At 35.1% G+C, this 19,643-nt stretch carries 18 protein-coding genes; 14 read left to right on the top strand and 4 right to left on the bottom strand.

What is annotated here, in order from left to right; genetic code table 11:
- Positions 1-150: 150 nt before the first annotated feature.
- From EQG68_RS08440 to EQG68_RS08410, 7 genes are all read left to right on the top strand, one after another.
- A complete protein-coding gene (locus EQG68_RS08440; protein ID WP_129464373.1) occupies positions 151-1,767 on the top strand; it encodes an ABC-F family ATP-binding cassette domain-containing protein in 1,617 nt (538 codons plus the stop codon).
- A gap of 91 nt (positions 1,768-1,858) precedes the next feature.
- Positions 1,859-2,422: a bifunctional pyr operon transcriptional regulator/uracil phosphoribosyltransferase PyrR gene (gene pyrR / locus EQG68_RS08435; protein ID WP_129464372.1), complete on the top strand. Its 564-nt coding sequence runs from the start codon at positions 1,859-1,861 to the stop codon at positions 2,420-2,422.
- Positions 2,415-3,341: an aspartate carbamoyltransferase catalytic subunit gene (locus tag EQG68_RS08430; RefSeq protein WP_129464371.1), complete on the top strand. Its 927-nt coding sequence runs from the start codon at positions 2,415-2,417 to the stop codon at positions 3,339-3,341. The genes pyrR and EQG68_RS08430 overlap by 8 nt, the downstream gene beginning before the upstream one ends.
- Before the next feature lie 50 nt (positions 3,342-3,391).
- Positions 3,392-3,724 (top strand): ribonuclease Z, encoded by a 333-nt coding sequence (locus tag EQG68_RS08425; protein ID WP_129464370.1) that lies wholly within the window; start codon positions 3,392-3,394, stop codon positions 3,722-3,724.
- Positions 3,725-3,823: 99 nt separating this feature from the next.
- Entirely contained in the window at positions 3,824-4,729 is a 906-nt protein-coding gene (locus EQG68_RS08420; RefSeq protein ID WP_129464369.1) for a ribonuclease Z, read from the top strand.
- Positions 4,730-5,001: 272 nt separating this feature from the next.
- The gene (gene pdxH / locus EQG68_RS08415; RefSeq protein WP_129464368.1) at positions 5,002-5,646 is read left to right on the top strand and encodes a pyridoxamine 5'-phosphate oxidase; all 645 of its coding nucleotides are present in this window, start codon (positions 5,002-5,004) and stop codon (positions 5,644-5,646) included.
- A gap of 226 nt (positions 5,647-5,872) precedes the next feature.
- Positions 5,873-6,364, top strand: a complete 492-nt coding sequence (locus tag EQG68_RS08410; RefSeq protein WP_129464367.1) for a CAP domain-containing protein — start codon at positions 5,873-5,875, stop codon at positions 6,362-6,364.
- Positions 6,365-6,404: 40 nt separating this feature from the next.
- On the opposite strand, the gene EQG68_RS08405 is transcribed toward EQG68_RS08410, so the two are convergent.
- Positions 6,405-7,241: a DUF6929 family protein gene (locus EQG68_RS08405; protein ID WP_129464366.1), complete on the bottom strand. Its 837-nt coding sequence runs from the start codon at positions 7,239-7,241 to the stop codon at positions 6,405-6,407.
- 47 nt (positions 7,242-7,288) lie between these two features.
- On the opposite strand from EQG68_RS08405, the gene EQG68_RS08400 reads away from it, so the two are divergent.
- The 4 genes from EQG68_RS08400 to EQG68_RS08385 all read left to right on the top strand — a co-directional run bounded on the left by EQG68_RS08400 (position 7,289) and on the right by EQG68_RS08385 (position 11,430).
- On the top strand, positions 7,289-8,170 hold the full coding sequence (locus EQG68_RS08400) for a PPK2 family polyphosphate kinase (RefSeq protein ID WP_129464365.1): 882 nt from the start codon (positions 7,289-7,291) through the stop codon (positions 8,168-8,170).
- A 33-nt stretch (positions 8,171-8,203) separates the two neighbouring features.
- Positions 8,204-9,394, top strand: a complete 1,191-nt coding sequence (locus tag EQG68_RS08395) for a tRNA modification GTPase (protein WP_129464364.1) — start codon at positions 8,204-8,206, stop codon at positions 9,392-9,394.
- Between the two features lie 225 nt (positions 9,395-9,619).
- Entirely contained in the window at positions 9,620-10,996 is a 1,377-nt protein-coding gene (locus EQG68_RS08390; protein ID WP_129464363.1) for an MATE family efflux transporter, read from the top strand.
- Positions 10,997-10,998: 2 nt separating this feature from the next.
- Positions 10,999-11,430 (top strand): hypothetical protein, encoded by a 432-nt coding sequence (locus EQG68_RS08385; RefSeq protein ID WP_129464362.1) that lies wholly within the window; start codon positions 10,999-11,001, stop codon positions 11,428-11,430.
- A 54-nt stretch (positions 11,431-11,484) separates the two neighbouring features.
- Here the strand turns inward: EQG68_RS08385 and lpdA are convergent, their stop codons facing one another.
- A complete protein-coding gene (gene lpdA, locus EQG68_RS08380) occupies positions 11,485-12,888 on the bottom strand; it encodes a dihydrolipoyl dehydrogenase (protein ID WP_129464361.1) in 1,404 nt (467 codons plus the stop codon).
- 266 nt (positions 12,889-13,154) lie between these two features.
- On the opposite strand from lpdA, the gene pckA reads away from it, so the two are divergent.
- The 3 genes from pckA (at position 13,155) to EQG68_RS08365 (ending at position 17,219) form a co-directional block, all read left to right on the top strand.
- Complete coding sequence (pckA, locus tag EQG68_RS08375; protein WP_129464360.1) at positions 13,155-14,774, top strand: phosphoenolpyruvate carboxykinase (ATP); 1,620 nt, start codon at positions 13,155-13,157, stop codon at positions 14,772-14,774.
- Positions 14,775-14,901: 127 nt separating this feature from the next.
- Positions 14,902-16,125, top strand: coding sequence for an RsmB/NOP family class I SAM-dependent RNA methyltransferase (locus EQG68_RS08370; protein ID WP_129464359.1), 1,224 nt, complete (start codon positions 14,902-14,904; stop codon positions 16,123-16,125).
- Positions 16,122-17,219 carry an endonuclease gene (locus EQG68_RS08365; protein WP_129464358.1) on the top strand — a complete coding sequence of 366 codons (1,098 nt, stop codon included), beginning with the start codon at positions 16,122-16,124 and terminating at the stop codon, positions 17,217-17,219. Before EQG68_RS08370 ends, EQG68_RS08365 begins: the two co-directional genes overlap by 4 nt.
- Before the next feature lie 111 nt (positions 17,220-17,330).
- On the opposite strand, the gene EQG68_RS08360 is transcribed toward EQG68_RS08365, so the two are convergent.
- Together EQG68_RS08360 and EQG68_RS08355 are read right to left on the bottom strand one after the other, a co-directional pair.
- On the bottom strand, positions 17,331-19,121 hold the full coding sequence (locus EQG68_RS08360) for an acyl-CoA dehydrogenase family protein (protein ID WP_129464357.1): 1,791 nt from the start codon (positions 19,119-19,121) through the stop codon (positions 17,331-17,333).
- Positions 19,122-19,203: 82 nt separating this feature from the next.
- Positions 19,204-19,605, bottom strand: a complete 402-nt coding sequence (locus EQG68_RS08355) for a four helix bundle protein (protein ID WP_129464356.1) — start codon at positions 19,603-19,605, stop codon at positions 19,204-19,206.
- Positions 19,606-19,643: the final 38 nt, after the last annotated feature.

Genomic DNA, 19,643 nt, shown 5'->3' with positions numbered 1-19,643 from the left:
GTGGTATTAATTTATAACAAAAGTATTTTTTCTATCCTTTACATCTTGTTAACAGACAGTTAAAATAAACCTATATTTATTCTAAATAACTGTAAGTCAAAAGTGCTTTATTTTTTCTACTTTTGCAACGTTTTTAAAATTAGAGAACACATGTTGACAGTTTCAAATTTATCCGTTCAATTTGGCAAAAGAGTTTTGTTTGACGAAGTGAACGTAACCTTCACACAAGGCAATTGTTACGGAATTATCGGTGCAAACGGTGCCGGAAAATCGACTTTCATGAAAATTATTTCGGGCGACATGGAACCAACAGCCGGTCGTGTAATACTTGAACCCGGTAAAAGAATGTCTGTTTTGAACCAAAATCACAATATGTTTGATGAACATACGGTTTTGGAAACGGTTTTGATGGGAAACAAAGTTTTGTATGCCGTTAAAGCAGAAATGGATGCTTTGTATGCCGATTATAATGATGCCAATGCGGATAGAATAGGTGAATTACAAGTGCAATTTGAAGAGATGAACGGTTGGAATGCTGATTCTGATGCGGCTTCTATGTTGTCAAATTTAGGAATTTCTGCCGATTATCACTACACTTTAATGAGTGAAATGGAAGGAAAACTGAAAGTACGTGTGTTATTAGCTCAAGCTCTTTTCGGTAATCCGGATGTGTTGATAATGGATGAGCCTACCAACGATTTGGATTTTGAAACCATCGGTTGGTTAGAAAATTTCTTGGCCAATTATGAAAATACAGTATTGGTAGTATCTCACGACCGTCACTTTTTGGATGCAGTTTGTACACATGTTTCGGATATTGATTTTGGAAAAATTACCCATTATTCCGGAAACTATACGTTTTGGTACGAAAGTAGTCAGTTAGCCGCCAAGCAACGTGCACAACAAAACAAAAAAGCAGAAGAAAAGAAAGCAGAATTGGAAGAATTCATTCGTCGTTTTAGTGCCAACGTAGCCAAATCAAAACAAGCTACTTCGCGTAAAAAAATGATTGAAAAGTTAAATTTAGATGAAATAAAACCATCCAGTAGAAGGTATCCAGCCATTATTTTTGACCAAGAGCGTGAAGCCGGTGATCAAATTTTAAATGTGGTCGGGTTAAGTGCTTCTATGGAAGGTGAAGTACTTTTTAAAAACATTGATTTAAACATGGCAAAAGGCGACAAAGTAGTCGTGTTTTCAAAAGATTCTCGTGCGACTACAGCTTTTTATGAAATTTTGAATGGCAATTTAAAAGCAGACGCAGGAAAGTATGAATGGGGAATTACGACTACACAATCGTATTTACCGGCTGATAATGCAGCTTTTTTTGATAATGATTACACACTTGTAGATTGGTTACGCCAATGGGCCAAAACAGAGGAGGAACGGGATGAAGTGTATGTTCGTGGCTTCTTAGGAAAAATGATTTTCTCCGGAGAAGAAGCTCTTAAAACCGGTCGTGTTTTATCCGGTGGAGAAAAAGTGCGTTGTATGATTTCGAGAATGATGATGCTTCGTGCTAATGTTTTAATGCTTGATGAACCGACTAATCACTTGGATTTGGAATCGATTCAAGCGTTTAATAACTCATTAAAGAATTTTAAAGGCTCGGTTTTGTTCACTACCCATGACCACGAATTTGCTCAAACCGTTGCCAATCGCGTAGTTGAAATTACGCCAAATGGTGTGATTGACCGCTACATGACGTTTGATGAATATTTAGAAGATGATAAAATCAAAGAATTGAGAAAGAAAATGTATAGCTAACTATAAATTGAATCCTGAGACCTTGTTTCGGGATTTTTTTTAAATTCAAGTCACAAAAAAAGTATATCTTTACACACCAAACACCACTACCATGAGTCAAAAAGTATTGCTCACTTCCAAAGAAGTCAATATCATTCTCCATCGTTTGGCCTGTCAGCTGATTGAAAAACACCTTGATTTTACTGATACAATCACCATTGGATTACAACCGCGTGGTTCTTTTTTAGCCAAACGGATTGTGAAATTATTGCAGGAAGAATACAACATCAAAAACATACAATTCGGATTATTGGACATTACTTTTTTCAGAGATGATTTCCGTCGGGGCGAAAAACCATTGGAAGCCAATAAAACCGAAATTGATTTTATTGTAGAAGATAAAAAAGTCATCTTCATTGATGACGTTTTATATACCGGAAGAAGTATCCGTTCCGCTTTAACCGCTATTCAATCCTTCGGACGACCAAGCGAAATTGAGCTTTTGGTACTCATTGACAGACGTTTTAGTCGTCATTTACCCATTCAACCCGATTACCGTGGAAGACAGGTAGATGCTATAAATAATGAAAAAGTAAAAGTTTGCTGGACTGAAAATGAAGGCGAAGACACCGTATATTTAGTAACTACAAACTCACAAACACCTGAAAATGTCTGAACTGTCTGTCAACCATTTATTAGGCATCAAATACCTTCAACCGGAAGATATTCAACTTATTTTTGAAACAGCCGATCATTTTAAAGAAGTAATCAACCGTCCGATTAAAAAAGTGCCGTCTTTGCGGGACATTACGATTGCAAATATTTTTTTCGAAAATAGTACCCGAACAAAATTATCCTTCGAACTCGCTCAAAAAAGACTTTCAGCGGATGTGATTAGTTTTTCTGCGGCTCAATCATCCGTGAAAAAGGGAGAAACATTAATTGATACGGTCAATAATATTTTGGCGATGAAAGTGGATATGGTGGTGATGCGTCATGCGAATCCGGGAGCAGCTTATTTTCTTTCCAAAAATGTAAAAGCCAGTATTATCAATGCCGGTGACGGAGCACACGAACATCCTACGCAAGCGTTATTAGATAGTTATTCGATTAGAGAGCGATTGGGCGAAGTAGGAGGTAAGAAGGTGGTGATCGTAGGCGATATTTTGCATTCCCGAGTAGCACTTTCCAATATATTTGCTTTGCAAATGCAAGGAGCAGAAGTGAAAGTGTGTGGCCCCAAAACATTAATTCCAAAACATATTGAAAGTTTAGGTGTTTCGGTGGAACCCAATTTACGAAAAGCTTTAGAATGGTGCGATGTTGCCAATATGCTTCGCGTGCAAAACGAACGAATGGATGTGAATTATTTTCCTTCCACCCGAGAATATGCTCAGCAATACGGTGTAGATAAAGCACTTTTAGACTCTTTAAGTAAAGAAATCGTCATCATGCATCCGGGGCCAATTAACCGCGGTGTAGAAATCACAAGTGATGTAGCCGACTCCAAACAATCGGTTATTTTGGAACAAGTTGAGAACGGTGTCGCAATAAGAATGGCGGTTATTTATCTTTTGGCTTCAAAAATTAAATAAATTTTCATATCTTAGTAACTCAGAACCTTAGCACCTCAGCACCTCAAAAAATGAAAGTCGATCAAAAAGGACATACTACCATTCTCAAAAACACCCAAGGCGATTGTGTAGCTTTTTTAGAAAAAGTAACTACTCAACACAATAGTTTTAAGGATCAGAACTTGATTTTAGATATGTCGAAGGATAAAGATGTAAAACTGAAACAAATAAAGTTGTTCAGTGATTTATCCAAGACTCATAAAAAAGGTAAAAAATCATTTGTCATGGTAGTTCAAGACATTGATTTTAACGATGTCCCTGCCAAATTAACCGTTGTCCCCACACTTTTAGAAGCCCATGATATCATTGAAATGGAGGAAATTGAACGCGATTTAGGGTTTTAAGCGGAGTTGGGAGTGAGTAGTTTGGAGTTGGTACTGTTCAACAAATTTATTCAATCTGAAACCTGAAACTTTAAACCTGAAACCTGAAATAAAAAAACATTGAAGCTAACCATTCTCGGCTGTTACGCCGCCACACCTCGCACCATTACCAATCCCACTTCTCAGGTTTTAGAAATAAAAAACCGTATGTTTTTGATTGATTGTGGCGAAGGAACCCAGGTACAATTGCGGAAGAATAAAATCAAATTCTCCAAAATCAATCATATTTTTATTTCGCATTTGCATGGCGATCATTTTTTTGGTTTGGTCGGATTGATTTCAACGTTTATGTTACTCAATCGGGAAAGTGATTTGCATGTGTATGGACCAAAAGGGATTAAAGAGTTAATTTTAATGCAACTCAGAGCCGGAAATTCATTTACAGGTTACAACCTTTATTTCCACGAATTAGAATCAAAAGACAGTGAAGTGCTTTTTGAGGATGAAAAAGTGATTGTCAAAACCATACCGCTCAAGCATCGTATTTACACCAACGGATTTTTATTCCAAGAAAAAAATAAAGAACGAAAACTCAATATCGATAAAATACAAAACCTTGGAATTGATGTTGTTTATTACCAAAAAATCAAATACGGTGGTGATATTACGTTAGATAATGGAACAATTATTCCTAATCACGAAATCACTTTTGATCCGGAACACGAGAAAAGTTATGCCTTTTGTTCGGATACGGTTTATGATGAAAATATACTTCCAATCATTGAAAATGTAGATGTTTTGTATCACGAAGCGACTTTTTTAGAAAAAGAAGCACATCTTGCGGAAAAAACAATGCATACGACTGCCAAACAGGCTGCTACAATTGCTTTAAAAGCTAATGTAAAGCATCTTGTATTGGGTCATTATTCCACTCGCTACGAATCAATAGAGTTATTCAAAACTGAAGCAGAAACCATTTTTCCAACTATTCTTTTAGCGGAAGATGGGAAGGAGTTTGCGTTTTAAATTTAGTTTCAAGTTTCAGGTTTCAAGTTTCAGGTTTCAAGTTTCAGGTTTCAAGTTTCAAGTTTCAGGTTCTGTAGTTACTTATAATTAAAAATCTAGTTGTTGTCAATCCTTTTTCATCCATTTTCGCTAAGCGAATAAATAATCAGTGAAAATCCATTTCATCCTAGAAATCCGTGTGCTATTAAAGTTGAGTAATTAAATAATTCCACTTTTTTCAGCTTTTCCTTTTATTCGTACCTTAGCAACACAGAACCCTAGTACCTTTTACAATGAAAGATCTCAGCAACTACCGAAAGTCATACGAAAAAAGCGAACTCCTTGAAACAAACATTCCGGAAGATCCAATCAATTTATTTCACCGATGGTTTTATGAAACCGAAGAGCAAAGTGATATTGAAGAAGTCAATGCCATGACCGTTTCCACCATTGGTTTAGATGGATTTCCGAAAGCACGTGTGGTTTTATTGAAGAAGTTCAACGAAGAAGGATTTTTTTTCTACACTAATTACGAATCGGAAAAAGGAAAAGCCATTGAAGCTAACCCAAATATTTGTCTTTCTTTTTTTTGGCATTCCATGGAACGACAAGTCATTATAAAAGGAATTGCCGAGAGAACTCCAGCTCAAATTTCAGATAATTATTTTGATTCGCGTCCGGATGGAAGCAAATTAGGTGCATTAGTTTCCAACCAAAGTAGGGTAATTGCTTCCAGAACTGTTTTAGAAGAGAAGTTGAAAATTTTGGAAGCTGATTTTAAGGGGAAAGAGATTCCAAGACCAACTTTTTGGGGTGGATATTTAGTGCGACCACAAGAAGTAGAATTTTGGCAAGGTCGTCCAAATCGATTACATGATCGAATTCGGTACCAATTACAAACGGATTATTCATGGAAAATAGAAAGATTAGCACCTTAAAATGTAGGAAAAAAATTAAATAAAAATAAAAATAGCGCATTTCATCGATTTTATTTTGCACTTTAACGACATAGTAGTAATATTGACACATCAAATCAAACGAAACGTTCTTATAAAAGCATAAAGATATTTGCCCCACATCTATTTTAACGCTTTAATTAAAAATAATTAAAACAACATAAAAGTATTTGCCCCACATCTACTTTTAAAAACTTAACCTACTACTATGAAAGCAAAAATGTTCAGAGCATTGTTGCCGATTGCAATTGTGTTCACTTTAATCTCTTGTTCTTCTGATTCTTCAGAGGATACCGTTGCACCAATCGTTGAAAATTTTTCATACAACGAGACAGAGTTGGATTTAATGAACAAAATTAACGAGCACAGAATCAGTGTTGGGTTAAATCCATTAGAACAAATCAATCATATTTCTTATAAATCAGCTGAGCACAACGACTTCATGATTGAAAATGATGTAGTTGGTCATCAATACTTTGATCAGAGAGCAACAAATATCAAACAAGTTTTAGGAGCTGTTCAAGTGAGTGAAAATGTGGCCTACAACTATCAATCAAACGAAGGTGTTTTACATGCTTGGTTAATGAGTGACGGACACAGAGACAACATCGAAGGAGATTTTACCCACTTCGGAATTTCAGTAAAAACTAATCCAACTACCGGAAGAAAATACTACACCAACATTTTTATGAAAAGGTAATTTTGCCCCGAATTTACCTTAACCTAAGAAGAACCATTCGCTATCGAATGGTTTTTTTTATGGCTAATTTGTAGATATCGGATTTTACTATTCCAGAATCATCGTCTTCGCAGAGTAAAAAAGTGATTTCTTCTGATGAATTTTGATATTTGGTTAAGCCTTCAAATTTATGCTGGTTTGTAATTTTTTCAACCATTTCTAGTTCAAAATTCTCAGGGTTTAATACACCTATCCAACTGCCCAATACCTCTCCATCTTCAAACGTAGATTCAGAATTTTCGGCAGCAGCCAAAAAATAAATTTTTCCTTCCACTAAAATTGCATCAGTAAAAGTTACATTAACTGCTTTTTCTGTTGGTAAAATCAATGGAACAAAAGTAATTGTTGAGGGATTTTCAAGCGATTCCTTTAAAATTACGATTCCATTTTGATTAGCAGAACCATTCCCACGTTGAAATAAAAGCCAGTTGTTTTTATAGTTCACTGCACCTTCAATATTCAAATTTTCATCGTCAATACCCGTTGAGGCAGAAATTTTTCCAAACAAATCAGTCAAATCTGTAGTTATTGTTTTTTTGGTTTTCAAATCATATTTGGTGGCTAACATTCTCTTTTGAGTAGATCCTGAACCTAATAGCAGAAAAGAATTTTCAATTTTTGTAATTGATTCAAAATCAGGTTTGTCTTTTTTTAAGATTGATTCCCGACTATTTTCGAAAAGTTTAATTTTATCCAATCGATTTGAACTAAAATTATACTCATACAAAAACGAACTTGAATCGGAAACTAGAAACAAGGAATCATTTTCAAACACCAAACCCGAAGTCGCTCCAATTCCCAAAATCTGAAAAAACAACTCTAATTTAATTTTATCCATACTTTTTTGTACTTTGCTGTAAAATTAATCAATCTAAACTACAAGCAATGAAAAATATAAAACCCGAGCAATTTAGAGTCGATTCCGAAATCAGTTTAGCCCAAACCCCTACTTTTTTAGATATAGAAACCTCTGAAAAAAAGAAGGAAAAAATACTTCAAAAAACCCGTGAAAAGTTGAGCAAACTACAAGATACACTATATGCTCACAACCGTTACGGCGTACTCATTTGCTTGCAAGGAATGGACACCGCCGGGAAAGATAGCCTCATTCGCGAAGTTTTTAAAGAATTCAACGCTCGTGGTGTGGTGGTACATAGTTTTAAAACACCCAATTCGACTGAATTGGAACACGATTATTTATGGCGACACTATATTGCCTTGCCCGAAAAAGGAAAGTTTGCTGTTTTTAACCGGACTCATTATGAAAATGTGCTGGTCACTCGTGTTCACCCCGAATACATTCTTAACGAAAATATTCCCGGTATCGAAACTGTCGAAGATATCACTTCTGAGTTTTGGGAAAACCGTTTTGAAAGCATTAATGCATTCGAAAAACACATTGCTTCAAACGGTATAATCGTTCTAAAGTTTTATTTACATCTCAGCAAAGAAGAACAACGCCAGCGATTGCTTCGCCGACTCGAAACGGAGAAACACAATTGGAAATTTTCACCCGGCGATTTAAAAGAACGTGCGTTGTGGAACGATTATCAAAATTGCTACGAAGAAGCGATTAATCGTACCTCAAAATCACATGCACCCTGGTATATTGTGCCGGCAGACAACAAAGAAACCGCACGTTACATTGTGGCAAAGACCATTCTGGAAGAGCTTCAAAAATATACGGATATCAAAGAACCTGAGCTAAATGATGAAATAAAAGAAAATATTAATTCTTACAAAAAAATATTACAAATCGAAAAATAAATTATATTTGAAGAATCTTTAAATTATTTTTTTATGAAAAAATCTATTTACATATTGTTTCTATTATTTATGGTTTCTGTTATTCAAGCTCAGACACTTTTCGAAAAAGGCTTTTATGTTGATAATATTGGAAATAAAGTTGAAGGATTAATTAAGAACATTGACTGGAAAAATAATCCAACTGAATTTGAATTTAAATATAATGAAAATGAAGAGTCTCAAATAATATCTATAAATAACGCAAAAGAGTTTGTTGTTGATGGAAAAAGTAAATATATTAGAGCTAAAGTAGATATTGATCGTTCTTCAAGCATAACAAAAGATTTGAGTAATAACAAATTACCAGTTTTTAAAAATGAAACATTATTTTTAAAGAATATTGTTGAAGGAAAAGCAAATTTATTTTTATATGAAGACAATAATCTTGTCCGTTTTTTTTTCTCCACAGACCAACTACCAATTGAACAATTAGTCTATAAGCCTTTTTTAATCACGAATGATAAAGTGAGTTATAATATTGCTTATAAACAACAGATATTAAATAATTTAAAGTGTGACAAAATTACTCTTCGTCAAATTGAAAATTTAGATTATTTTTCCAAAGATTTAATTTCGATTTTCTTGGAATACAATAAGTGCATTTTGGGAGACGACTACATAAATCATAGTGAAAGTAGTGTAAAGAGAAAAAAAATAAATATTAATTTAAGATTAGGAGTCAGTTTAAATAACATCAGTTTAAATAATTCTTTAAATGGATTTACTACAGAATTCAACAAAACAATTGGTTTTAGAATTGGGTCTGAGTTAGAATTTGTTTTACCTTTCAATAACAATAAATGGGCTATACTAACTGAACCTACTTTCAATACCTTTAGTTCAGATTCAAAAAATGCACTCACGACTACTAGTGTAAAATATAGCTCCATTGATTTAGGTGTAGGAATAAGACATTATTTCTTTTTACCAGATAAGTCAAAATTTTACGGAAACTTTAGTTATAACTATGCTATTTTAACCTCGGGAAGTATCGATTTTTCAAATTATGCCCCAGAATTAGATATTTCCGGGAATGGTAATTTTTCACTAGGAATAGGATATAAAAGAAATAAATTTAGTATTGAAATCCTTCAATCTTTTAATCGTTCTATTATCTCAAACTATGCTTTTTGGGGATCAGACTTTTCTTCTACATCATTAATAGTAGGCTATACCATTTTTTAATTTAATTATAAATTTTAGCCGCAAAAGTGGCTATTCATTCCGATTTCTCAAACTAAAATGTAAAAAACTAAGCTGCTAAAAGAGCTCTCAAAGGAAGCTTTTTTGTAGCTTAATTTTTTTAGTTTTTTGGATTTACAAAAATAACCTGGCTGAATTTTCATTTTCAATTATTCACTAGCTTAATTTATATTAAATACTGTACTTTTGCCGTCGAAAATAAAATGTATGACCCTTCAAACGTATACCAAAGAATTTAGCTATAACATGCGGTTGGCTTATCCTATTATTATTGGAATGTTAGGTCATACCGTGGTGGGTATTGTTGATAATGCGATGGTAGGTCAACTCGGACCAAAAGAGTTGGCAGCGGTTTCGCTAGGAAATAGTTTTATTTTTATTGCCATGTCGTTGGGAATTGGTTTTTCCACCGCCATCACACCCATTGTAGCGGAAGCTGATGGAGAAAATTCGATTGAAAAGGGGAGAAGTGCCTTTCACAATGGTTTGTTTTTGTGTACCTTATTAGGTTTGATTTTGTTTTTACTCATCTATTTTGCCAAACCGATTATCAGTTTTATGGGACAACCGGAAGAGGTAGTGAATTTAGCCAAACCGTATTTGGATATCGTGGCTTTTTCACTCATTCCGTTGATTATGTTTCAGGCATATAAGCAGTTTGCTGATGGGAAAAGTGAAACTAAATATTCGATGTGGGCGACCATTATTGCCAATATTGTAAATGTGGTCATCAATTATTTTCTAATTTTTGGTATATGGATTTTCCCTGAAATGGGTATCATTGGTGCTGCCATTGGAACGATTACATCTCGAATCGTGATGCTTCTATTTATGCATTATGTCATGCTAAAGAAGCCAAAATTCCATCCCTATTTTGAAAAATTCAGTTGGGATGAAATTTCAAGAGCAACAATAAAAAAAATTGTCAATTTAGGAACTCCTTCAGCGATGCAAATGTTTTTTGAAGTCGCATTGTTCACCGGAGCCATTTGGCTTTGTGGAATGATAGGCACAACGAGTCAGGCTGCCAATCAAATTGCGTTGAGTTTAGCCTCATTAACGTTTATGTTTGCGATGGGATTGAGTGTGACAGCGATGATTCGGGTGGGAAATCAAAAAGGGTTACAAGATTATAAAAAATTGCGAGTAGTGGCGATTTCTATTTTTTTATTGGCTACAATTTTGGAGATTTTCTTTGCTTTGATTTTCGTTGTATTTCATAACGTCTTACCACTACCATTTTTAGATATTGAGCAGGTCGTTTATTTAAAAGATAATATGGAAGTTGTGTCAATTGCATCCAATTTGTTGTTGGTGGCCGCTTTATTTCAAATTTCAGATGGATTGCAAGTAGTAGTATTAGGAGCTTTACGTGGTTTACAAGACGTGAAAATCCCAATGTATATCACGTTTGTGGCGTATTGGATTGTTGGTTTTCCGATTTCCATTTATTTAGGATTGTTCACAGATTTAAAAGCAGTTGGTGTTTGGATCGGCTTGTTAGCCGGATTAAGCGTAGCAGCATTGTTCTTATTTTATCGCTTTAATTTATTAACCAAAAAACTCATCGTTCAAAATACTTAATTATGGAAATTAAACCAAAATTCGGCTATGATCAACTTCTTTTTGGCATGAAACAAAAAGATGTAGAAGCCATTTATGGCAAACCCAATCATTCATTTATTGATGATGATGATAATGTTATTTTTCTTTACAATGCATTAAAAGCTCGCTTAACGTTTTATGCAGAAGAAGATTTTAAGTTAGGCTACATTATCATATCCAATCCAAATGCGATTTTATTTGGTGAAAAAATTATTGGTAAAAATTCCATTGAATCCAAAGAATTTTTATTTAAAAAAGGATTAAAATCATTTGAAGTGGAATCCTTTGATTCTTTTTCAAATTTATTCAATGAAGATTATTGGACGATTCTACAAACTGAATTTGATGAAGTAATCAAAGTTGAAATTGGAGCGATTATTAAAAACCAAGATGAATTTGATTGGAAGTTTTAAATATAAAAAAACCAACTTTCTCAAGTTGGTTTTTTTGTAGTTTATATTTTAAAATTACACATGCAATGCCCGATTATCCGTAGTCGCCAAAGCCGCTTCTTTAATCGCTTCAGCAAACGTTGGATGTGCATGACTCATTCTCGAAATATCTTCAGCACTGGCTCTAAATTCCATTGCGGTAACCGCTTCTGCTATTAAATCGGCACAGCGGGGTCCAATCATATGAACACCTAACACTTCATCCGTTTTGGCATCGGCTAAGATTTTTACGAATCCGTCTGTGTCGCCACCGGCTCTTGCTCTTCCTAAAGCTTTGAATGGGAAACTTCCCGATTTGAAGGCTACGCCTTCTTCTTTTAATTGTTCTTCTGTTTTCCCCACAGCAGCCACTTCCGGCCAAGTATACACTACACCCGGAATTAAATTATAATCGATATGCGGTTTTTGTCCGGCTAAAATTTCGGCAACCATCACTCCTTCTTCTTCTGCTTTGTGAGCTAACATGGCTCCACGCACCACGTCGCCAATCGCATAAATGTTTGAAGCAGATGTTTGCAAATGATCGTTCACTTCAATCTGACCTCTATCGGTTACTTTTACACCTGCTTTATCGGCATTCAAACCATCAGTATAAGGTCTTCTTCCCACGGAAACTAAACAATAATCACCTTCTAAAGATAAAATTTCTCCTTTTGGCGTTTCCGCTTCAACAGTAACAGTTTTCTCTTTTAGGTTCACCGATTTTACTTTGTGAGAAGTGTAGAATTTCATGCCTTGTTTTTTCAACACTTTTGTCAATTCTTTCGATAATGAAGCATCCATTCCGGGAATAATTCTATCCATGAATTCTACCACAGAAACTTGTGCTCCTAATCGAAGATACACTTGACCTAATTCAATTCCGATTACACCTCCACCAATTATGACTAAATGCTTCGGAACTTCTTTCAATTTTAAGGCTTCCGTAGAAGTAATAACCCTTTCTTTATCTAAGGTAATGAATGGTAAATTTGATGGTTTTGAACCCGTTGCAATAATTGAATATTTCGCTTCAATGGTTTCAGAAGAACCATCATTTTTGGTTACTTTCACATGGGTAGCATCTTCAAACGAACCAACTCCTTCAAAAACAGTAATTTTATTTTTATCCATCAAAAACTTGATACCGCCTGTCGTTTGATCCACCACAGCTTGTTTTCGAGCAATCATTTTCTCCAGATTTACTTTAACTTTTCCCACTTCGATACCGTGCTCTTCAAAGTGAGCTACCGCATCGTGGTAATGATGAGAAGAAGATAATAAAGCTTTAGAAGGAATACAGCCTACATTAAGACAAGTTCCGCCTAAAACGGAATACTTTTCAATAATTGCCGTTTTAAATCCTAATTGTGCACATCGGATGGCGGCAACATATCCGCCTGGTCCTGAACCTATAATGGCCACATCAAATTGACTCATATATTTTTATTTAGTAGTTGAAATTCAGTTAAACGACTGCAAAATTACGAAAGTTTTTGAGGACTTTAATGCATTGACTTATTAAACTTTAGCTAAAATAGAAGAGAACAAATGATGTTTTGTTAATGTATTGAAAATCAATAATTAACAATGAAAACGTTTTCGTAGATTTCTTGGAAATGTGATATTTATCAGGTTTATTTCTCTTGATAAATCGGAAATTTGATACATAGAAAAAAGAAACACAATTTAAATAATTATTTACTATGAAAAACATTAAAGTCATTCAGGAACTACATGATTTAGGGATTACAGGTTATCATGAAGTGGTTTATAATCCAACGTATGAAGAATTATTTCAAGCCGAAACTTCTCACATGCGTAAAGGATTTGAAAAAGGAGCCTTGACCGATACAGGAGCAGTGGCTGTGAAAACCGGAGTTTTTACCGGACGTTCTCCCAAAGACCGATATATTGTGAAAGATGAAGTTACAAAAGATACTATTTATTGGGACGATAAAGTAAACTTTCCCACAACGCAAGAAGTCTATAGCGAATTAAAATCATTAGTTCTCAGACAACTTTCAACTTCTAAAAAACTTTATGTGGTAGATGCTTTTTGTGGAACCAATCCAGATACTCGATTGAAAGTTCGTTTTGTAATGGAAGTGGCTTGGCAAGCTCATTTTGTAACCAATATGTTTATTCGTCCTTCTATCTATGAGTTGGAAAATTTTGGAGAACCTGATTTTATTGTAATGAATGGTTCCAAAACCACCAACCCGAATTGGAAGGAACATGGCTTAAATTCTGAGAATTTCGTAGTGTTTAACTTGACTGAAAAAATTCAAATTATTGGTGGTACATGGTATGGTGGCGAAATGAAGAAAGGCATGTTTGCCATGATGAATTATTATCTTCCACTCAAAGGAATGGCTTCTATGCACTGCTCAGCCAATGTAGGTGAAGAAGGAGATGTTGCTGTTTTCTTCGGATTATCCGGAACCGGAAAAACTACGTTGTCTGCCGACCCAAAACGTTATTTAATTGGCGACGATGAACATGGTTGGGATAACAATGGGGTTTTTAACTATGAAGGCGGTTGTTACGCGAAAGTAATTGATTTAAGTGAAGAAAATGAACCTGATATTTGGAGAGCTATCAAACGCGACGCTTTGTTAGAAAATGTGGTTGTGAATGAATACGGCGAAGTGGATTATTACGATCATTCCATTACTGAAAATTCCAGGGTTTCTTATCCGATTTATCATATCAATAAAATCGTTTTGCCATCTAAAGCCGGTCATGCTAAGAAAATTATATATCTATCTGCCGATGCATTTGGAGTGCTACCTCCGGTATCTATTTTAGACGACGACCAAGCTCAATACCATTTCTTGTGTGGCTATACCTCTAAATTAGCAGGAACAGAACGAGGAATTACAGAACCACAACCGTCCTTTTCTCCTGCATTTGGTGAAGCGTTCTTAACGTTACATCCAACAATGTATTCTAAAACCTTAATCGGAAAAATGAAAGAACACGGAGCAAAAGCCTATTTGGTGAATACCGGATGGAACGGAACCGGAAAACGAATTTCGTTGAAAAATACACGTGCGATTATCGATGCCATCATCAGTGGTGAAATTGACCAAATGGAAACCAAGCACATTCCATTCTTGAATTTAACGATTCCTGTTGCATTACCGAATGTTGATAAAGGTATTTTAGACCCAAGAGAGACTTATAAATCAGAAGAAGAATGGGAAGTGAAAGCAAAAGATTTAGCAGCTCGATACATCAAAAATTTTGAACAATATACTAATACAGAGGAGGGTAAGAAACTTGTTTATGCAGGTCCTTCCTTGGAAAATGTGTTAGCATAAATCTAACCAAAAGTAAGCTTGATTTTCTCAAAACCCAATGGATTTTTTCCATTGGGTTTTGATTTTTTAACGATTAATTTCCAAGGAACTGATAATTAATACTAACTTTGCGGGCTATTTTATTGAAATGAGATTACACAGAAATTTAGTTTATACCACCATTGATTCGTTGAATGCCATTTTCAACGAAGGCGAATATGCCGATAAAGTGGTGGCAAGAGCTTTAAAAAAGGACAAACGTTGGGGAAGTTCCGACAGAAAGTTCGTGGCGGAAACCATCTACGAAATTGTGAGATGGAAGCGTTTATACGCCGAAATAGCCGAAGTGAAAGAACCTTATGACCGCGATGATTTATGGAGAATGTTTGCCACATGGGCTGTTCTTCGAGGGTATCCTATTCCGGATTGGAGACAATTGGAGGGAACACCACAACGTAAAATTAAAGGACGGTTTGATGAATTATCCAAAATCAGAAAATACCGTGAGTCAATTCCCGATTGGATGGATGAATTGGGTGTAAAGGAATTAGGCGAGGCACTTTGGTCAAAAGAAATTGCCGCTCAAAATCAACAAGCGCAAGTAATTTTACGCGTAAATACGCTAAAAACCACAAAAGAAAAATTGCGTGCCATTTTGATGGATTTAAACATCGAAACGGATTTTTTAAAAGACCAACCCGATGCTTTAGTATTGAAAGAAAGAGCCAATGTTTTCTTGACCGATGCATTTAAGGAAGGATTGTTTGAGGTGCAAGATGCCAGTTCACAATTAGTTGCTGCTTTTTTAGATGTACAACCCGGAATGCGTGTAGTAGATACCTGTGCCGGTGCCGGTGGAAAAACCTTGCATATGGCTTCTTTGATGCAAAACAAAGGTCAATTGATTGCGATGGACTTATATGAAAGTAAACTAAAACAATTGAAACTTCGAGCCAAACGAAACGGAGCTTTCAATATAGAATACCGTATTATTGATTCAACAAAAGTCATCAAAAAATTATACGACAAAGCCGATCGGGTTTTAATTGATGCACCTTGCAGTGGTTTAGGAGTTTTAAAAAGAAATCCGGACAGTAAATGGAAATTACAACCTGAATTTATCGACAATATCCGCAAAGTGCAAGCCGAAGTTTTGGAAAACTATTCCAGAATTGTTAAACCGGGTGGAAAATTGGTTTATGCTACTTGTTCGGTGTTACCTTCTGAAAATCAGGATCAAGTTAAACATTTTTTAACAACTGAAAACGGAAAAAACTTTACCTTTGTACAAGATAAAAAAATTCTAGCCTCCGAATCTGGTTTTGACGGGTTTTACATGGCCTTGTTGGAACGAAAATTATTATTACTATGAAATTGACTATTACATTTTTATTTATTTTTTCAACTTTTGTTGCATTTGCTCAACCTCCCGCTGGTTATTATAACTCTGCCACGGGAACAGGTTTTACTCTGAAAACACAGTTGTATAATATTATCAAAGACCATAACGACCAAGGTTATAATGCGATTGATGATTTTTTTCCAATTGCTGACATCGATAATTATTATGAAGATGATAACACCATTTTAGATATTTATTCTGAAAATCCAAACGGAACGGATCCCTATAATTTCTTTGCTTCTGATGAATGTGGAAATTACAACGGAGAGGGAGATTGCTTCAACAAGGAGCATGTTATTCCGCAATCTGTTTTTAGTTCTAATACTCCAATGCGTGGTGATGCACATCATTTGTTGCCAACGGATGGTCGGGTGAATGGTTTCAGAGGAAGTTATCCTTATGGAATAGTTGGTTCTAATTTAATTTCGCAATCCGGAATTTCCAATCCTACTCAAAATGGTTCTAAAGCAGGAAATAATATTAATACCGGAATTGCTGCCGGTTTTTCAGGAATTGTTTTTGAACCGATTGATGAGTTTAAAGGAGATATTGCCAGAATTCATTTTTATTTTGTCACACGGTATGAAAATTTAGTTTCTAATTGGTCTTCTTATGCTATGTTTGATGGTAGTTCGAATAAAGTAATCGCCGATCCATTTTTAGATATACTTTATTCTTGGCATGTGAATGATCCGGTTTCTCAAAAAGAAATTGACAGAAACAACGATGTTTTTGAACACCAAGGAAATAGAAATCCATTTGTTGATAATCCGCAATGGGTTCAAGCTATTTGGGGAAACTCATTGTCAGTTACTCAAAGCAATACTCAGTTTAATTTTATAGTTTATCCAAATCCTTCAAATTCTAATCGAATTCATATTCAATCTGAAGCAATTTTAGATGAAATTCAATTGATTACAATCAATGGACAAGTAATGCAACAGATTCAAAATCCTGATCATCAAAATAATACTTATACGATTGAGAATTTATCTTCGGGGTTTTATTTTTTAAAAATAATTTCTGATAATCAATCAGTAACAAAAAAAGTTATTATAAACTAATTGTATAGGCATAGTTTAAATTAAGACTCCAAAGAAATTTGGAGTTTTTTTTATAAAAAAACCACGCTTTTTCAAACGTGGCTCTTTCATCAACAACTAAACTAAAATTGATTAAAAACAGTAACTGTTTTCAGCTACTAATTTGGCCGTAATGGTTTCTCTTAAACCAACAATATTCGGCATATTGGTATATTTGGTAAAACGACGTAAGCCCATTAACATCATGCGTTGTTCATCGCCTTCGGCAAATGAAATGATGCTTTCTTTTCCTTTTTGAGATACAACGTCAACGGCTTTGTATAAATACAATTTGGCCATTGCAATTTGTTCTTTGGCTTTGTCTTCTCCCACTTTTTTAGCTAATTTTTCGGTACGTAAAACGGTACTTTCAGCGATGTAAATTTCAATTAGCATATCAGCAGCTGCCATTAACAATTGTTGGTGAGCATCTAAATCCATTCCATATTTTTGAACGGCAGCTCCGGCAACCATTAAAAAGGCTTTTTTCAATTTGCCTACCATTTCTTTTTCTTCGGAAAACAATTCCGAATAATCAGGCGTATCAAACGAAGGAATGCCCATTAATTCTTCTTGCACTTTCATAGCAGGACCTAATAAATCCACATGACCTTTCATGGCTTTTTTGATTAACATTCCCACCGAAAGCATACGGTTAATTTCGTTAGTTCCTTCATAAATTCTGGCAATTCTGGCATCTCTCCAAGCACTTTCCATCGGAGTGTCTTCTGAGAATCCCATTCCGCCATAGATTTGAATGCCTTCATCAGCACAGTTTTGTACATCCTCCGAAACGGCAACTTTTAGGATCGAACATTCAATGGCAAATTCTTCCACCCCTTTTAATTCTGCTTCTTGATGCGAAGCACCTTCTGATTCACGTATTTTAATGCGGTTTTCAATGTCTTTTGCTGCACGATAGGTGGCACTTTCTCCGGCATAAGCCGATGTGGCCATTTCCGCTAATTTATAGCGAATGGCTCCAAATTGTGAAATCGGTGTGTTGAACTGAAATCTTTCATTGGCATAATTGATAGCGTTTGAAGTCACTCTGCGTTGTGCATCCAAACAAGCGGCAGCCAATTTAATACGGCCTACATTCAAGGCATTCATCGCGATTTTAAAACCTTCGCCACGTCCGGCTAACATATTTTCAACCGGAACTTTTGTATCTGAAAAGAAAACCTGACGCGTAGAAGAAGCACGAATACCTAATTTATGTTCTTCCTCGTTCATGGTGATTCCGTTGGAAGGATCATTTTCAACAATAAATCCGGTGATATTTTTATCATCTTCAATTCGAGCAAAAACAATGAATAACGAACAAAATCCGGCATTTGAAATCCACATTTTTTGTCCGGTGATTTTGTAATGTGTTCCATCTTCCGATAAAACGGCTTTTGTTTTTCCGGAATTCGCATCAGAACCTGCTCCCGGTTCAGTCAAACAATACGCTCCAAACCATTCGCCTGAGGCTAATTTTGGCACGTATTTTTTCTTTTGTTCTTCAGTTCCGTAAAGGGTAATCGGCATCGTTCCAATTCCGGTGTGAGCACCAAAAGCAGTTGAAAACGATCCGGTTGCTCCTGAAATGTAATCACATACTAAACAGGTGTCCACAAATCCCATTCCCATTCCGCCATATGCTTCCGGAACGGCTACGCTCAAAAAGCCCATTTCTCCGGCTTTACGCATCATTTCTTCTGTAAATGCGTAATCTTTCTTTTCAAATCGGTCTTTGTTCGGCCAAATTTCTTTGTCTACAAATTCTTTTACCGAATCACGCATCATGATTTGCTCTTCTGAGAAATCTTCGGGTGTGAATACATTTTCACATTTGGTTTCTTTTACCAAAAACTGTCCGCCTCTTGTTATGTCGTTCATTATTTTATGTTTTTATAGTTTTTTTAGAAAATAGAATATAGAGAATAGAAAATAGAGTTTTGAGAATACACATTATCGGTTATTAAAAAGGGAATAGATTATAGAAGAAAGGTGGAATAAAGGAAAATATATTTTTCTTCAATCCATTTTGGAAAGACATCGTCATTCTTTGAAATTCTTCAATTTTCTTTTCCATTTTATCAAACTTTTCTTCATTTATATAGTTTCTATGTTTTGCAACAATAAGTTGTGTAATTAATTCAAAAGAAGAACCAAGTGCTATGTCAACAAAATGACTAAAAGATTTATCTGTTCTTGATGAACCTTCTGCTATGTTACTAGGTATAGAGACTGAACATCGACTCATTTGTGAACTCAAATCATATCGTTCATGTTTAGGAAATTCTAATAAAATATCCGAAACATCATTAGCAATCTCAATACCTAGTTGCCAAACTTTCAAATTTTTATAATTATGCCTCATGAATCTTCCTTTTAAGTTTTTCTTTAAAAGTCTATTTT

This window comes from Flavobacterium piscinae, from assembly GCF_004122145.1.
GTDB classification, from domain to species: Bacteria; Bacteroidota; Bacteroidia; order Flavobacteriales; family Flavobacteriaceae; genus Flavobacterium; species Flavobacterium piscinae.
This window is presented reverse-complemented; position numbering and strand designations above follow the sequence as displayed.

Bases quoted from the DNA above. Each gene is read 5' to 3' on its own strand.
- EQG68_RS08385 (WP_129464362.1), top strand. From the start codon at position 10,999: ATGGAAATTAAACCAAAATTCGGCTATGATCAACTTCTTTTTGGCATG.
- EQG68_RS08355 (WP_129464356.1), bottom strand. From the start codon at position 19,605: ATGAGGCATAATTATAAAAATTTGAAAGTTTGGCAACTAGGTATTGAG.
- EQG68_RS08410 (WP_129464367.1), top strand. From the start codon at position 5,873: ATGAAAGCAAAAATGTTCAGAGCATTGTTGCCGATTGCAATTGTGTTC.
- EQG68_RS08395 (WP_129464364.1), top strand. From the start codon at position 8,204: ATGAAAAAATCTATTTACATATTGTTTCTATTATTTATGGTTTCTGTT.
- EQG68_RS08405 (WP_129464366.1), bottom strand. From the start codon at position 7,241: ATGGATAAAATTAAATTAGAGTTGTTTTTTCAGATTTTGGGAATTGGA.
- pckA (WP_129464360.1), top strand. From the start codon at position 13,155: ATGAAAAACATTAAAGTCATTCAGGAACTACATGATTTAGGGATTACA.
- EQG68_RS08390 (WP_129464363.1), top strand. From the start codon at position 9,620: ATGACCCTTCAAACGTATACCAAAGAATTTAGCTATAACATGCGGTTG.
- EQG68_RS08370 (WP_129464359.1), top strand. From the start codon at position 14,902: ATGAGATTACACAGAAATTTAGTTTATACCACCATTGATTCGTTGAAT.
- EQG68_RS08365 (WP_129464358.1), top strand. From the start codon at position 16,122: ATGAAATTGACTATTACATTTTTATTTATTTTTTCAACTTTTGTTGCA.
- EQG68_RS08400 (WP_129464365.1), top strand. From the start codon at position 7,289: ATGAAAAATATAAAACCCGAGCAATTTAGAGTCGATTCCGAAATCAGT.
- EQG68_RS08440 (WP_129464373.1), top strand. From the start codon at position 151: ATGTTGACAGTTTCAAATTTATCCGTTCAATTTGGCAAAAGAGTTTTG.
- EQG68_RS08430 (WP_129464371.1), top strand. From the start codon at position 2,415: ATGTCTGAACTGTCTGTCAACCATTTATTAGGCATCAAATACCTTCAA.
- pdxH (WP_129464368.1), top strand. From the start codon at position 5,002: ATGAAAGATCTCAGCAACTACCGAAAGTCATACGAAAAAAGCGAACTC.
- lpdA (WP_129464361.1), bottom strand. From the start codon at position 12,888: ATGAGTCAATTTGATGTGGCCATTATAGGTTCAGGACCAGGCGGATAT.
- pyrR (WP_129464372.1), top strand. From the start codon at position 1,859: ATGAGTCAAAAAGTATTGCTCACTTCCAAAGAAGTCAATATCATTCTC.
- EQG68_RS08425 (WP_129464370.1), top strand. From the start codon at position 3,392: ATGAAAGTCGATCAAAAAGGACATACTACCATTCTCAAAAACACCCAA.
- EQG68_RS08360 (WP_129464357.1), bottom strand. From the start codon at position 19,121: ATGAACGACATAACAAGAGGCGGACAGTTTTTGGTAAAAGAAACCAAA.